This is a genomic window from Actinoplanes sp. KI2, assembly GCF_025630775.1.
Classification (GTDB): domain Bacteria; phylum Actinomycetota; class Actinomycetes; order Mycobacteriales; family Micromonosporaceae; genus Actinoplanes.
This window is the reverse complement of sequence record NZ_JAOSZE010000019.1, coordinates 84,642-98,232: the sequence shown is the minus strand read 5'-3', so window position 1 is coordinate 98,232 and position 13,591 is coordinate 84,642. Positions and strand designations below refer to the sequence as shown.

The following is a 13,591-nucleotide window of genomic DNA, read 5'->3' as shown; positions in this document are numbered from 1 at the left end:
ACCTACGGCCGGGTCACCCGGCGTTCGAGGTGCGGCGGCCCGGACCCGAGCTCGTGGATGGTGAGCGGCCCGTCCGGCGGCCAGTCGAGCACGACGCTGCCGGGCGACGAGGAGAGCACCACCGTTCCCCAGGCGCGGCGGAAGGCCGCGCGGTCCGGCGACTCGTCCCGGGGCGTGGGCAGGTCGCGAACCGTGCCGCCGCGGGGGAGTCGGGACAGCAGCCGTACGGTGTCCGCGGCGACCGCGGCCGGCAGCGGCACGAGCCAGGCCGCCCAGCGCGGGTCGGGGCTCCACCGGGCCCGGGTTGCCCGGCGGGCCGCGACCGCGCACACCGCGCACAGCAGGCCGACGCCGGCCGCCACCGCGAACTCCGGCACGGTGAAGGCGCCGAGCGTCGTCACGTAGGCGGCGGTCAGCACCACCCACCAGACCGTCACCTCGGCGAGACGCGTCACCCCGCCACCCGGAAGGGCTCGGCGTCGGCGGCCTTGAACGTGAGGCCGTGCCCGGGGGCGGAGAGGTCGGGCGTCAGCGTGCCGCCCGGCCCCAGCGGCGTCACCCCGTCGAAGAACTTCGACTCGATCCGTACGTGGTCGTGAAAGTACTCGAGGTGTCGCAGGTTCGGTGTCGCCGCCGCGGCGTCCACGTGCAGGGCCGGCGCGCAGTGCCCGGAGACCTCCAGCTGGTGGGCCGCGGCCAGCGCCGACACCCGCAGCCAGTCGGTGATGCCGCCGCACCGGGAGACGTCCGCCTGCAGGCAGTCCACCACCGGGATCAGCCGCGCGAAGCACGGCAGGTCGTAGCCGTACTCCCCCGCCGTCACGTCCGCGGCGACCGCGTCGCGCACCCGCCTCAGCCCGTCGAGATCGTCCGAGGACACCGGCTCCTCGAACCAGCGCACCTCCGGGAACTCGGCCGCGAGCCGGATCGCCTGCGCCGCCGAGTAGCCGCCGTTGGCGTCCACATAGAGCTCCCGCTCGCCGAGGATGCGACGCGCCAGTTCGACGCGGGCCAGATCGCGTCGCTCACACGTACCCCAGGACTCACCGATCTTGATCTTGGCACGCCCGATGTCGAGGTGGTCGGAAAGCCACCGCGACAGGTGGAGGTCCTCCCACGTGGTGAAGCCGCCGCTCGCGTAGACCGGCACGGCCGGGCGCGCGACGCCGAGCAGCCGGGCCAGCCGTACGCCCAGCAGCCTCGCCTTGAGATCCCAGAGCGCCACGTCGACGGCGGAGATCGCGGTCGCCGCCACGCCCGGGCGGCCCGCGTTGCGCACCGCCCGGACCATCGCCTCCTGAGCGGCCGGCACGTCGAACGCCGACCGGCCACCGATCGCGGGCGCCAGCATCTCGCCGATCAGGTGACCGGCCGCGGCCGGCGCGTACGTCCAGCCCAGCCCGGACTCCGGGCCCGCGTGGACGTGCACCACCACGATCGTCGTGGCGTCCCAGGCGAACGTGCCGTCCCCTTCCGGGCCGTCGGTCGGCACCTGGTAAGCGGCCCACTCGACGGCGCCGATCTCAATCGCCGAGGACATGCCGGCCCCGCACCGCGGCGTGGAGCACCTCGGCCAGGTGCAGCGGCCGCTTTCCGGTGTGCGCGTAGTCGATCTGCGTGCGGCAGCTGAACCCGTCGGCCAGCACCAGCGTCCCCGGCGCCGCGTCGCGCACGGCCGGCAGCAGCGCCTGCTCGGCGCAGGCCAGCGACACGTCCCGGTGCCCGGCCGTCATGCCGAAGTTGCCGGCCAGCCCGCAGCAGCCCGAGTCCGGCTGTTCGGCGTCGATGCCCACGCGTTCCATCAGCGCGAGGTCGGCGTCGAAGCCGAGCACCGCGTGCTGATGGCAGTGCTTTTGTACGATCGCCTTCACCGGGTCGCCGGGCAGCCGCGGCAGGAAGTCCGGCGCCCGGTCCCTCAGCAGCTCGGCCAGGGTGTTGGTCTGCCGGGCGAGCCGGTCGGCGTCCTGATCGCGGCCGAACATCTCGCGCAGGTCCGATCGGAACACCGCCGTGCAGGACGGTTCCAGGCCGACCACCGGCAAACCCTTGCGCACGTACGGCGAGAGCACGTCCACGGTGCGCCGCAACACGCGCTCGGCGACGCCCAACTGCCCGGTCGAGATCCACGTCAGCCCACAGCAGACGGTCTTCGGCGGTACCACGACCTGGAAGCCGGCCGCCTCCAGCACGCCGACCGCGGCCGCCGTCACGGCGGGGGAGAAGGCGGTGGTGAACGAGTCGGTGAACAGCAACACCGGACCACGCGGCCCGGCAGGCGACCGCCGCTTGCGCAGCCACCGGTCGATCCGGGCGGGCGCGAACCTGGGCACGTCCCGCTGGGGATCGACGCCGGCCAGCCGCTTGGCGAGCGGGCTCCGGGCGATCGCGTTGGCCGTGCCCGGTGCCAGCGCGGCCACCTGCGCGACGGCCGGCAGCCAGCCCAGCGAGTAGTGGTCGCGCGGCCGGATCCGCCCGGCGTAGTGGTGCGACAGGAACTCCGCCTTGTAGGTGGCCATGTCCACCTGCACCGGGCAGTCGCTGCGGCAGCCCTTGCAGGCCAGGCACAGGTCGAGCGAGTCGCGCACCGCGGTGCTGTGCCACCCGTCGTCGATCACGCCGCCGTTGACCATCTCGAACAGCAACCGGGACCGCCCGCGGGTGGAGTGCTCCTCGTCCCGGGTGACCTGGTAGCTCGGGCACATCACGCCGCCGTCCGGCCCGGAGCGGCGGCAGTCGCCCACCCCGGCGCAGCGCAGCGCGGCGCGGGCGAAGCTGCCGTCGTCCTCGTGGTAGCCGAAGTGGGTGGCCGGCTGGGCGGGCGCGTAGTCGGCCCCCAGCCGCAGGTCGTAGTCGAGCGGCCGGGCGTGCACGACCTTGCCGGGGTTCATCCGGTTGCGCGGGTCGAAGATCGCCTTGAACTCCTCGAACGCGCGGACCACGTCCTCGCCGTACATGATCGGCAGCAGCTCGCCGCGGGCCTGCCCGTCGCCGTGCTCGCCGGAGAGCGACCCGTGGTGCTCGACGCAGAGCCGGGCCGCCCTGGTCACGAACGACCGGTACGTCGCGATGCCGTCCACGCTGGTCAGGTCGAACGGGATGCTGCAATGCACGCAGCCCTGCCCGAAGTGGCCGTAGATGCTGGTCGCGCCGTAGCCGTACTCGTCGAGCAGGGCGAGGAACCCCCGCAGGTAGTCGCCGAGGCGGGCCGGGTCGACGGCCGAGTCCTCCCAGCCGGGCCACGCGTCCGGCCCGTTCGGGGTGCGCGCGGTGGTGGCCAGGCCGGCCTCCCGCACCTTGCTCAGCCGCGCCTCCTGCTCGCCCTCCAGGATCACCCCGTCCTTGCCGGCCAGCGCCTCGGCCTTGGCTCGCACCGCCTCCTCGGTGTCCGCGCCGAGCTGGACCACCAGCCAGGCCCGCCCGTCCGGCAGGAACTTCAGGATCTCGGTGGGCCGGTGCTCCTCGCGCTCGTACCGGAACAGCTTCTCGTCGGCGGCCTCCAACTGGATCGGGTCGTGCGCGGCGACCTCGGGAACGGCGTCGGCCGCCGCGGCGATGTCCGGGTAGCCGAGCACCACGGTCGCCTTCTGCTTGGGCGGCCGCAGCAGGTTCAGCTCGACCCGCAGCACGGTGACGCAGGTCGACTCGGAGCCGACCAGCGCCCGGGCCACGTTCATGTCCGACAGGTCCGGCAGGTTGAACCCGGAGATCCGCCGCGGAATGTCCGGGAAACGGGTGTCGATCTGCTCGGCGTACCGGCGGTACAGGTCCCGCAGCGAGCGATAGATCTCCGCTTTCCGGCCGCCTTCCGCGACGATGCGCTCGACCTCCTCGGGCGGCGTGGGCCCGACCCACATCCGCAGGCCGTCGTAGGTGAGGATCTCCAGGCGGGAGACGTTCTGCGCCATCGTCCCGCTCCACTGCGCGGTCGCGCCGCACGAGTTGTTGCCGACCATCCCGCCGATCGTGCAGTGCGAGTGGGTGGCCGGCCTGGGTCCGATGATCAGATCGTGCTCGGCGAGCGCCCGGTTCGCGTCGTCGAGCGGCGTGCCGGGCAGGATGACCGCCTTCTGCGCGGCCGGATCCACCGACTCGACGCCGTGCACGTGCTTGGTCCAGTCGAGCACCACCGCGACGTTGCAGCACTCACCGCCGAGGCTGGTGCCGCCGCCACGGTTGAGCACCGGCACGTCGTGCTGACGACAGACCTGGACCGCGGCGACCGCGTCGTCCACGTCGACCGGGCAGACCACCGCGATCGGCACCTGCCGGTAGTTGGACGCGTCGGTCGAGTAGGCCGCCCGAGCGCCGGCGTCGAACCGCACGTCGCCCCTCACCGCCGACCTCAGCGCCCGCTCGAGCGCCGCATGGTCGGTGGTGGGGGCGGAGCGGCGGGCGGTCGGGGTGGGAAGCGAGATGACCGCCATGTGGTTCAGCCCTTCAACTGCTGGATCTTGTCCTTGAACAGGGTGGAGGCGATCGACGCCTTCCGCGGCTGGCCGTGCAGCCAGGCCTCGGCGAACTTCTTCGCCTGGTCGTAGCTGACCTTGCCGGGCAGCGGCGGCTCGTCCGGGTTGACCGCCACGTCGATCAGTGCGGGCCCGGGGTGGGCGAAGGCCTCCTGCAGCGCACCCGGCAGGTCGCCGGGCTTGTCGACGTGCACGCCGAAGCCGCCGCACCCGCGCGCCCAGGCCGCGAAGTCCGGCTTCGGCTCACCGAACCGGATCCCGTGCTCGGGGTAGCCCAGGACCATCTGCTCCCAGAGGATCTGCCCGAGCGAGTTGTTGTTGTTGATCACGACCTTGATCGGCAACTGATAGCGGGCCGCGGTGTGGAACTCGGCCATCAGCATCGCGAAACCGCCGTCACCGACGTACGCGATGACCTGCCGGCCGGGATGGGCGTGCTGGATCCCGATCGCGTACGGCAGGCCCGGCGCCATCGTGGCGAGCGTGCCGGACAGGTAGAACTCCCGGTTGCCGCGGACGTGCCAGTGTCGTGCCGCCCAGGTCGCGATCGTGCCGGAGTCGCAGGTCAGCACCGCGTCGTCGGTGGCCAGCTCGTTCAGCAGGTGGGCCAGGTACTGCGGCGCGATCGGGTCCCGCTCGGCCGATTCGAGCGCGGTCATCGAGTCCCGCCAGTCGCGCATCTTGCCCTGGTACTTGGTCAGCAGCCCGTTGTCCTTGGCGTCGAGCAGCGGCAGCAGCGCCTCCAGCGTGGCGCCCACGTCGCCGACCAGCGGGATGTCGGTGGGGATCCGGGTGCCGGCCCGGGACGGGTCGATCTCGATCTGCACGACCTTCGTCTTGCCGGGCTCGGGCAGGAACTTCGTGTACGGGAAGTTCGTGCCCAGCATCAGCAGGGTGTCGGCCTCCTCCATCAGCTCCTCGCTGGGCTTGGTGCCGAGCAGGCCGAGGCCGCCGATCACGTACGGCGAGTCGTCGGCGACCACCATCTTGCCCAGCAGCGACTTGACGATCGGCGCGCCCAGCTTGTCGGCGGCCCGCTCGACCAGCGGACCGGCGCCGCGCGCGCCGATGCCGGCCAGGATCGCCACCTTGCCGCCGGCGTTCAGCACGTCGGCGGCCCGGCGCAGGTCGTCGTCGCGGGGACGGACGGCGGGCGCGAGGTAGACCGGGGCCGTGGCCGGCGGGCGGACCGGCGCGACCGTCGTGTACGGGTCCTTGCCGGCCGGGGCGATCTGGATGTCGTTGGGGAAGGTCAGGTGGGCGACCCCGCGGCGCGCGTACGCGGTCCGGACCGCGATGTCGACCAGCGTCGGCAGCTGCGCCGGGTTCATCACCACCTGGTTGTATTCGGTGACGTCCTCGTACAGCCGGTCGAGCGCGACCTCCTGCTGGTAGTTGGTGCCGAGCACGGCCGACTCCTGCATGCCGGTGATGGCCAGCACCGGCGCGTGGTCCAGCTTCGCGTCGTACAGGCCGTTGGCCAGGTGGATGCCGCCCGGCCCCGAGGTGGCCAGGCAGACGCCGATCCTCCCGGTCGCCTTGGCGTACGCGGTGGCCATGAACGCCGCCGCCTCCTCGTGGTGCACGAGGACGAACTTGACCTTGTCGGCGTGCCGGCGCAGGCCTTCCATGATTCCGTTGATGCCGTCGCCGGGCAGGCCGAAGATGGTGTCGACGCCCCACTCGGCCAGCCTCGTGATCAACAGCTCCGAAGTAATCTCAGCCACCCTGGCCGCCTACCCGGATCGGGGTCACTCCAACCGGCGGGCGGCAAAAGATTCCGGAGTTTGTCCCCCTCGACAGCGGGGCATCCGCGCGGGCACGAACACGGCGAAACCGGTGCGGCCGACACCGGGCGGGTGGTCCGTGACCTGCTGGGCGGGTGGGAATGAGTAAGTTGTTGCGCATGGATGTCGACAGCGTGCGAAACGACGAGCGCCTGCGTCGCCTCGAGGCTGTGACGGATGCGACGCTGTCCCGGCTCGACGCCGCCGATCTGCTCGATGAGCTGCTCGAACGCGTGCGTGACCTGCTGGGCGCGGAGATCGCCGCGATCCTGCTGCTCGACCCGCACTCCGGCCAGTTGATGGTCGCCGCGGCCAAGGGCATGGCGGACGAGGCCCACCGCGTCGTCCGGATCCCGATCGGCCGGGGCTTCGCCGGCCGGGTGGCGCAGACCCGCCGGCCGATGATGATCGACGAGGTCGCCTCGGGCGACGTGGTCAGCCCGGTCCTGCTCGAGATGGGCATCCGCTCGCTGCTGGGCGTGCCGATCCTGGCCGCCGGCGAGGTGATCGGGGTGCTGCACGTCGGGTCGTCGCGGCCGCGCCGGTTCACCGCCGACGACATCCAGCTGCTGGAGCTGGCCGCCGACCGGGCCGGCGCGGCCGGGCAGCTGCGCAACCAGAAGCTCGAGCAGGCCACCGCGCTCGCGCTGCAGCGCAGCCTGCTGCCCGGCACGCTGCCGAGGCTGGGCGGGGTCGACCTGGCCGCCCGGTACGTCCCCGGCCACGCGTTCGGCATCGGCGGCGACTGGTATGACGTTTTCACCCTGCCGTCCGGCTGGCTGGGCGTGGTGATCGGCGACGTGTCCGGGCACGGCCTGGCCGCCGCAGTGGTGATGGGCCGGATCCGCAGCGCCCTGCGGGCGTACGCGCTGATCACCGAGGATCCGGCGGAGGCGCTGACGCTGCTCGACCGCAAGGTCCGGCATTTCGAGGCGGGCAGCATGACCACCGCCATGTACGCGCTGATCTCGCCGGACCGCTCCGTCGCGCACATCTCGACGGCCGGCCACATGCCCCCGGTCCTGGCCGTCCCCGGCGAGCCGCCCCGGGTGCTGGTGCTGCCCGCCGACCCGCCGCTGGGCATCGACATCGCCCGGCGGGACCGGCGGACCACCGCCGTGGACCTGCCGCCCGGGTCGGTGCTCGTGCTGTACACCGACGGCCTGGTCGAGCGGCGCGGCGAGCTGATCGACATGGGCATCGCCCGGCTGACCCAGACGGTCACGCCGGCCCCGGCCGAGCAGCTCTGCGAGAAGGTCATGGCGACGGTCGGACTCGACGAGCCGACCGACGACGTCGCCCTGCTGGTGGTACGCCGCTCGGGCGACAACTGACCGCACCCGGTCAGGGCTGACGGACCTCGACCTTGCCGTCGCGGACCCGGCAGGGCAGCACCGGCTGCGCGCTGGCGGCCGGGCCGTGCACGACAGCGCCGTCGGCCAGCCGGAAGGTGCTCCCGTGCCAGGGGCAGACCACGCAGGCGTCCGGGCCCGCGCCGACCACCTCGCCGTCGCCGAGCGGGCCGGTCTCGTGACCGCAGCGCTCGACCAGCGCGGAGACCTGGTCGCCGTGCCGGTAGAACAGCACCGGCACGTCGCCGACCGTGCGCACCGCGGTCTTGCCCTCCGGCAGGGACGCCACCGAGCCCACCACCGTCCAGTCCGCCGGCAGGCGAGCGATCTCCGGCGCGGCCTGGTTGGCGCCGGCGCCCTGGGCGTACGCCAGATGTCCGCCGAGAAATGCACCCAGCCCGGCCACCGACAGGCCGGCGAAGCCGAGCGCACGGCCGTCCCGGCCGCGGAGGCGGGCCACCAGCGACCCGGTGTAGAGACCGACCGCCACGAGGTTCGCGGCCGCGTGCACCAGGCCGACCCGGCGCCGGTCCCGGGTCATCTCCGACCAGTCGGTCCACCCGGCGACCGCGGACGGGCCGGCCGCCGCGACGCCCAGCGCGACCAGCGACGTCGCCGCGCGCCGGCGGCCCGGCAGCAGATCGAGCACGGCGGCGCAGACGAACGCGCCGACCGGCAGCTCGACCAGCACCGGATGCAGGGGATGGCCGAGCCAGGTGCCGTGCAGGAGGTCGCGCAGCCGGCGCGGGCGCACCACGGCGGTGACCGCCTCCTGCAGCTTGTCGCTGACCGGGTCGAGCTCACGGGCGGTTTCGAGTCGGGTGAGGATCCGCATGCGGTGCGCATACCCGGCGGTGCCCGAGGTATGCGCCCCGGTGTCGCTCCGCGGGGCACTCTCCGGGGCTGCGGTCATACTTGTGATCTACTTAGGGGGCTAGCTAGAGTTAGGGCATGGCCGCACCGAGGATGACGTTGCAGACGCAGCTCGTTCTGCGTGCCCTGCTCGAGGAGCCGACCCACGAGCGGTATGGGCTGCAGATCAGTCAGGCTGCCGGCCTGGCCACCGGCACGATTCATCCGATTCTCGCCCGGCTGGAGGGCCTCGGCTGGCTCGAGTCCCGTTGGGAGGAGATCGACCCGGTCAAGGAGGGGCGGCCCAGGCGGCGCTACTACCGGCTCAGCCCCGATGGCGCCGAGCATGCCCGGCACGCCCTGGCCACCGCCCGCACCCCGCTGACCGGGCTGCTGCCGGGGCTGGGCCTCGGCCTCGCACCCGAGGGGGGCCCCGCGTGAACGACACCAGGCACCACGCCGAACCGCGTGCGGCGGCCACCAAGGGGGTGCGATCATGACCGCGGTCGTCCTCCCCGGGACGGCGGAATTGATGGTGATGGCGATGCGCGAGCCCGAGGAGGGCCCGCGGCCGGCCACACCGGCCGCTGTGGCAGCGTGGCTGGCGCACAAAGCGGTGCGGGTACTGCCGGCGGCGTCGCGGGACCGATACCACGACGAGTTCGGTTCGGAGCTGTACGAGCTCGCGGCTGCCGGCGCCTCCCGGTGGGTGCAACTGAGGTACGTGACACGGCTGCTTGATCAGGCTTGGGTGCTGCGCGCCGAACTGCGCGAGGCCGCTACCAGGCAGGTGCGTTCATGACCGCGACAGCCGGTCCGGATCCGGCAGCCGCCCGCGCCCGGCGCCGGCTGGCCGGCTGGAGCGTGGCCATCGCGGTGAGTGGCATTCCGGCGACGGTTGCCGTGCAGGTGCTCGGCCAGGGCGCGGCGGCCACCGCCGGCGCCACCGCGATCGGCACGATCACGGTCGCCGCGCTGGGCGCGGCACGGGCCTTCCTGCTCGACCGCGAGCAGCCCGTCGAACCGGAATCCGTGGGCCCCCATCCGGATGATGTCAGCGGGCGATCAGCCGGTAGATCACGCACATCGTCAGGCTGACTAGCAGCAGCGTAGGCGGTTGCCCGGCAGGTGACCGAGGCTATCGAGCGACCAGGACCGGGCAACCGGATTTCCGCAGCAGTCGCCGCCGGGCCGAGCCGACCACCACCAGCCGGGCGTCCCGCGAGCCCGCCACCAGTGCCGCCGTCCGGTCGGTGTGGACGGTCCCGGCCGGCACGCCCGGGAACCTCTCCCGCCACGGCGCGAGCCGCCCGTCGAGAGTCCGCCCGCCGAGAGTCCGCGCGCCGAGCACGACCAGGCCGCAGCCGAGCGCGTCGGCCGCCGAGAACGCCGTGGCCAGCACCGCGTCGGCGGCGGGGGAGTCGTCGATCTCGCAGAGGACCGAGCCGTCGGGTGTCTCCCGGCCGCGTACCACGACGACCGGGCAGGGCGCCTCGGCGGCCAGCCGCCGGCCGACCGAGCCCGGCAACACCCGGTCCCGGTGGCCCAGCACCAGCAGCTGCGCGCCGGTCGCCTCGGCCAGCAGGGTCGGCACGACCGGGCCGGGCACCGCGGCGGTCTGCACGTCCAGCCCCGGCGCGACGCCGAGGGCCTGGGACCGGGCCGCGGCGACCACCGCGCCGGCGAGCACGCGGGTCACGTCGGTGAATTCGTTCCCGATGTCGAACTGCGACTCCCGCCGGTCCCCGTCGAACGCGTGGACGATCCGCAGCCGGTCACCCCGCCGCCGGGCCTCCCGGGCCGCCCATGTCACGGCGGCCCGCGAGCAGCCCGTCCCCTCGGTGCCGACGATGATGGTCATGCCCCGATCGTCGGCCCGGCCGGCCCGCCTCGCCAGGGCCGGAAGTCCCCTGCGTGCCGCCGGCCCGTCGGTCGATCCGGATGCGCGCCACCCCGCCATCACCGGGATCAAGTTCGCGCCCGGCGTGATCGACGACCGGATCAGGCCAGCCGCAGCCGTCGCTCCGCGACCCCGACCCGCACCCGCTGGCCCCAGGACAGCTCGATCGCGTCCGACTCGAGCCCGTCGGCGAACACCACGAGCCGCTCCGACTCGCTGGTCAGCTCGATCTGTTCGCCGGCGGCGAGAAGTCCCGCGTCCTGCCGCACGCCGGTGGTGGGTGACGGCCAGGCTTCCCGGACGAACCAGCACAGTCGCCGGTCGTCCGGTGCGGGCGGGGCCGGGGCGGCTGCACGCTCGCGCGCGATCGACGCACACCACCCGGTGGCCCCGGTCCCGGTGCCCACGATCAGCCCCGACGACGACTGGCGTTCCCGGTCGCCGTCCGGCGTGCCGAGCACGTAGCGGGCGGACTGGTGGGACGCGTGCCCGACGTACACCTCGTTCAGCCCGCAGAGCTCCTGCCCGTCGTCGAGGCGGGCCACCACCATGGTCCGCTCCTCGCCGATCGCGCTGGTGCGCAGGAGCTCGGCGACCGCGCCCGCGGTGTGCCGCACGAGCACCCCCGGGTTGCGCCCCGGCTCCGGGTCGACGCCGATCACCGGCTGCCCGTCCAGATACTTCGCCACGTTGGCGACCAGGCCGTCCTGGCCGACCGCGACGACGATGTCCTCCGGTCCGAACAGGAACCGCGGCAGGTCGGCCCGCTCCACGTGCCCTCGCCGCCAGTCGGCCGGCACCGCCCGGCCCACCTCGGTCAGCGCCGCCCGCAGCGCCTCGTGCCGGGCGGTCACCTCGTCCAGGTCGCGCCCGCGCTGCCGCAGGAAGTAGGCGGCCGCGCCCCTGGTGCCGTGCCGGGCGAGCAGCTCGTCGAGCTCGCTGCGCCGCGACACGACCACCACCCGCGGGTTCAGGGTGCTCACGAACCCAGCCGTCCGATCAGCTTGGCCAGCAGGTCGGGGGTCACGGTGAGCTCGCCGATCGCCGGGACGTGCTGCGCCAGCTCCTTCAGCGCCAGCGACTGCAGCACGGCCGGCGGCAGGTCCCGGTAGGCGGCCAGGCGTGCGGCCTCGGCCTCCGCCTCGGCCAGGCCGACGACGCGCGCTCCGGCGGCCCGCGCCTCATCCCGTACGCGGGAAGCGTCCGCCTCCGCACCGGCCGTGAGCCGAGCCCGCTCCGCGGCACCCTGGGCCGCCACCTCCTGCCGCTGGGCCTCGCCGCGCGCCGCCACCAGCTGCGACTCCGAGTCCAGCTCGGCCGCGCGCCGGGTGTTCGCGCCGCGCTGCTCGACCAGCTGCTGCTCCCGGCGGGCCAGCTCGATCTTGCTTTGCAGCTCGTTCTCGGCGATCGCCCGCTCCTGCTGGACCGCGTTCGCCCGGCGGGCGTAGGTGGCCCGGTCGGCGTCCTGCTGCACCTGCTCCCGGGTCGGGGTCTGCAGCGCCCGCTCGAGGTCGGGCTCGGGGCGGATCGCGACGACCCGCGCACTCACCACGGTCACCCCCGTCTCGGTCAACCGTGGATCGTGCGCGAGCGCGTCGGCGACCCCTTGCCGCACCGGCGCGATGCCGGTGGTCAGGGCCTCGGCGAGGGGCAGCCGGGCGAGCAGGTCGAGCGCCGGCTGCTGGGCCAGCTCGGCCAGCAGCGTGGCCACCTGGTCGAGCGGCTGCCCCCGCCAGGCCCCCCGGTACGGGTCGATCGAGAAGTCCAGCCGCCCGGCCGCCGCGCCCGGGTCGCTGAACCGGTAGGTGACGGTCGCCTGCACGGTCACGTCCGCGAAGTCCTCGGTGCGGGCGTGGAACAGCAGCGGCAGCTCCCGGTCGTCCACCGGCACCTCGGAGAGCACCGCGGTCAGCGGCCGGTACCAGAACGAGAGCCCGGTGCCCTGCTTCTGCGTCTTGCCGCCGACGGTGTGGCTGACCCAGCTCGTCGGGGTGCCCCGCAGGTGCCGCAGGTGCAGTCGTCGTGTCACGTCAGCCATCTCGGCCGCCTTCCCGTTTTGTCGTCACACTGACGATAAACCGTCCGAGGTATTATCGTCAACATGACGCTAACCGTGGACCTGGTGCTCCTCACGATCCGCAACGGCGAGCTGCAGGTGCTGCTGGTGCGCCGCGGCATCCCGCCGTTCGAGGGGGAGTGGGCGCTGCCCGGCGGCTTCGTGCTGGAGTCGGAGGACCTGACCGATGCCGCCGCCCGCGAGCTGCGCGAGGAGACCGGCGTCGACCCGGCGGCCGGCCACTTCGAACAGTTGGCGACCTACGGCGCGCCGGGCCGCGACCCCCGCGGCCGGGTGGTGACGGTGGCCTACCTCGCCCTGCTGCCGGACCTGCCCGCCCCGGTGGCCGGCAGCGACGCGGCCGGCGCCTCCTGGCGCCCGATCGCGGCCGGCGACCGGCTGGCCTTCGACCACGCCCGGATCCTGGCCGACGGCCTGGAGCGGGCTCGGGCCAAACTGGAGTACACCCCGCTGGCCACCGCGTTCTGCCCGCCCGCCTTCACGATCGCCGAGCTGCGCACGGTCTACGAGACGGTCTGGCGCACCAAACTCGACCCCCGCAACTTCCACCGCAAGGTGACCGGCGCCGAGAACTTCATCGAGCCCACCGGGGAGTCCGCGATCCGCGACCGGGGCCGCCCCGCACAGCTCTACCGGCGCGGCACCGCCACCCTGCTGCACCCCGCCCTGCTGCGCCCCTGAGGTAGGTTCCGGCCATGCATCGCAGCCGCCTGTCCACCATCCTGATCGACGTGCCCGAGGCCTCGGCCGGGGAGGCCGCCGCCTTCTGGTCCGCGGCCCTGGGCGTCCCCGCCACCCCGGTCCCCGGCGAGGAGCAGTTCACGTCGCTGCCGGGCGCCCTGCCGAGCCTGACCCTGGCCGTGCAGGCGGTCGACGCCGAGGCGCGCTACCACGTGGACCTGGAGACCGACGATGTGGAGGCCGAGACCGCCCGCCTCCTCGCGCTGGGCGCCGTCGAGATCAACCGCTGGCTGGAGTGCCGCATCCTGCGCGCCCCGGGCGGACACATCCTCTGCGTGATCCCGCGGCACAGCGACGACTTCGCCGACCACGCCACCATCTGGGGCGACTGACGGGCACGGTCGATCGTGGACCGAGCCTGAGAAAAAGCTGGGACGCGGCTATCAAAGTGCTAGGACTCCGCGCCGATCGATAGG

Annotated in this window: 14 protein-coding genes; 6 read left to right on the top strand and 8 right to left on the bottom strand. The window is 73.6% G+C overall.

The window, feature by feature from the left end; genetic code table 11:
• Positions 1 to 2: 2 nt before the first annotated feature.
• The 4 genes from ODJ79_RS21235 to ODJ79_RS21220 are packed head-to-tail and all read right to left on the bottom strand — an operon-like array spanning position 3 to position 6,193.
• Positions 3 to 455 (bottom strand): hypothetical protein, encoded by a 453-nt coding sequence (locus ODJ79_RS21235; RefSeq protein ID WP_263025263.1) that lies wholly within the window; start codon positions 453 to 455, stop codon positions 3 to 5.
• Complete coding sequence (locus tag ODJ79_RS21230) at positions 452 to 1,540, bottom strand: enolase C-terminal domain-like protein (RefSeq protein ID WP_263025262.1); 1,089 nt, start codon at positions 1,538 to 1,540, stop codon at positions 452 to 454. The genes ODJ79_RS21235 and ODJ79_RS21230 overlap by 4 nt, the downstream gene beginning before the upstream one ends.
• The gene (locus ODJ79_RS21225; RefSeq protein WP_263025261.1) at positions 1,524 to 4,424 is read right to left on the bottom strand and encodes an FAD-binding and (Fe-S)-binding domain-containing protein; all 2,901 of its coding nucleotides are present in this window, start codon (positions 4,422 to 4,424) and stop codon (positions 1,524 to 1,526) included. Before ODJ79_RS21225 ends, ODJ79_RS21230 begins: the two co-directional genes overlap by 17 nt.
• 5 nt (positions 4,425 to 4,429) lie before the next feature.
• Entirely contained in the window at positions 4,430 to 6,193 is a 1,764-nt protein-coding gene (locus ODJ79_RS21220; protein ID WP_263025260.1) for a thiamine pyrophosphate-dependent enzyme, read from the bottom strand.
• 179 nt (positions 6,194 to 6,372) lie between these two features.
• On the opposite strand from ODJ79_RS21220, the gene ODJ79_RS21215 reads away from it, so the two are divergent.
• Positions 6,373 to 7,587 (top strand): PP2C family protein-serine/threonine phosphatase, encoded by a 1,215-nt coding sequence (locus tag ODJ79_RS21215; protein ID WP_263025259.1) that lies wholly within the window; start codon positions 6,373 to 6,375, stop codon positions 7,585 to 7,587.
• A 10-nt stretch (positions 7,588 to 7,597) separates the two neighbouring features.
• Here ODJ79_RS21215 and ODJ79_RS21210 read toward each other — a convergent pair whose 3' ends face one another.
• Complete coding sequence (locus ODJ79_RS21210; protein ID WP_263025258.1) at positions 7,598 to 8,440, bottom strand: Rieske 2Fe-2S domain-containing protein; 843 nt, start codon at positions 8,438 to 8,440, stop codon at positions 7,598 to 7,600.
• Positions 8,441 to 8,556: 116 nt separating this feature from the next.
• On the opposite strand from ODJ79_RS21210, the gene ODJ79_RS21205 reads away from it, so the two are divergent.
• The 3 genes from ODJ79_RS21205 to ODJ79_RS21195 are packed head-to-tail and all read left to right on the top strand — an operon-like array spanning position 8,557 to position 9,555.
• Complete coding sequence (locus ODJ79_RS21205) at positions 8,557 to 8,898, top strand: PadR family transcriptional regulator (RefSeq protein WP_263025257.1); 342 nt, start codon at positions 8,557 to 8,559, stop codon at positions 8,896 to 8,898.
• 55 nt (positions 8,899 to 8,953) lie between these two features.
• Entirely contained in the window at positions 8,954 to 9,259 is a 306-nt protein-coding gene (locus tag ODJ79_RS21200; RefSeq protein ID WP_263025256.1) for a hypothetical protein, read from the top strand.
• Positions 9,256 to 9,555 (top strand): hypothetical protein, encoded by a 300-nt coding sequence (locus ODJ79_RS21195; protein WP_263025255.1) that lies wholly within the window; start codon positions 9,256 to 9,258, stop codon positions 9,553 to 9,555. Before ODJ79_RS21200 ends, ODJ79_RS21195 begins: the two co-directional genes overlap by 4 nt.
• Before the next feature lie 40 nt (positions 9,556 to 9,595).
• Here the strand turns inward: ODJ79_RS21195 and ODJ79_RS21190 are convergent, their stop codons facing one another.
• The 3 genes from ODJ79_RS21190 to ODJ79_RS21180 form a co-directional block, all read right to left on the bottom strand.
• Positions 9,596 to 10,318, bottom strand: coding sequence for a universal stress protein (locus tag ODJ79_RS21190; protein ID WP_263025254.1), 723 nt, complete (start codon positions 10,316 to 10,318; stop codon positions 9,596 to 9,598).
• Positions 10,319 to 10,458: 140 nt separating this feature from the next.
• A complete protein-coding gene (locus tag ODJ79_RS21185) occupies positions 10,459 to 11,340 on the bottom strand; it encodes a hypothetical protein (protein WP_263025253.1) in 882 nt (293 codons plus the stop codon).
• Positions 11,337 to 12,395, bottom strand: a complete 1,059-nt coding sequence (locus ODJ79_RS21180; RefSeq protein ID WP_263025252.1) for an SPFH domain-containing protein — start codon at positions 12,393 to 12,395, stop codon at positions 11,337 to 11,339. The genes ODJ79_RS21185 and ODJ79_RS21180 overlap by 4 nt, the downstream gene beginning before the upstream one ends.
• A gap of 63 nt (positions 12,396 to 12,458) precedes the next feature.
• On the opposite strand from ODJ79_RS21180, the gene ODJ79_RS21175 reads away from it, so the two are divergent.
• Both ODJ79_RS21175 and ODJ79_RS21170 read left to right on the top strand, forming a co-directional pair.
• Positions 12,459 to 13,115: an NUDIX hydrolase gene (locus tag ODJ79_RS21175; protein WP_263025251.1), complete on the top strand. Its 657-nt coding sequence runs from the start codon at positions 12,459 to 12,461 to the stop codon at positions 13,113 to 13,115.
• 14 nt (positions 13,116 to 13,129) lie between these two features.
• Positions 13,130 to 13,507 (top strand): VOC family protein, encoded by a 378-nt coding sequence (locus ODJ79_RS21170; protein ID WP_263025250.1) that lies wholly within the window; start codon positions 13,130 to 13,132, stop codon positions 13,505 to 13,507.
• The last annotated feature ends 84 nt before the right edge of the window (positions 13,508 to 13,591 follow it).

Coding starts and splice junctions, on each gene's coding strand:
- ODJ79_RS21230 (WP_263025262.1), bottom strand. CDS start 1,540: ATGTCCTCGGCGATTGAGATCGGCGCCGTCGAGTGGGCCGCTTACCAG.
- ODJ79_RS21225 (WP_263025261.1), bottom strand. CDS start 4,424: ATGGCGGTCATCTCGCTTCCCACCCCGACCGCCCGCCGCTCCGCCCCC.
- ODJ79_RS21215 (WP_263025259.1), top strand. CDS start 6,373: ATGGATGTCGACAGCGTGCGAAACGACGAGCGCCTGCGTCGCCTCGAG.
- ODJ79_RS21210 (WP_263025258.1), bottom strand. CDS start 8,440: ATGCGGATCCTCACCCGACTCGAAACCGCCCGTGAGCTCGACCCGGTC.
- ODJ79_RS21205 (WP_263025257.1), top strand. CDS start 8,557: ATGGCCGCACCGAGGATGACGTTGCAGACGCAGCTCGTTCTGCGTGCC.
- ODJ79_RS21200 (WP_263025256.1), top strand. CDS start 8,954: ATGACCGCGGTCGTCCTCCCCGGGACGGCGGAATTGATGGTGATGGCG.
- ODJ79_RS21195 (WP_263025255.1), top strand. CDS start 9,256: ATGACCGCGACAGCCGGTCCGGATCCGGCAGCCGCCCGCGCCCGGCGC.
- ODJ79_RS21190 (WP_263025254.1), bottom strand. CDS start 10,318: ATGACCATCATCGTCGGCACCGAGGGGACGGGCTGCTCGCGGGCCGCC.
- ODJ79_RS21180 (WP_263025252.1), bottom strand. CDS start 12,395: ATGGCTGACGTGACACGACGACTGCACCTGCGGCACCTGCGGGGCACC.
- ODJ79_RS21175 (WP_263025251.1), top strand. CDS start 12,459: ATGACGCTAACCGTGGACCTGGTGCTCCTCACGATCCGCAACGGCGAG.
- ODJ79_RS21170 (WP_263025250.1), top strand. CDS start 13,130: ATGCATCGCAGCCGCCTGTCCACCATCCTGATCGACGTGCCCGAGGCC.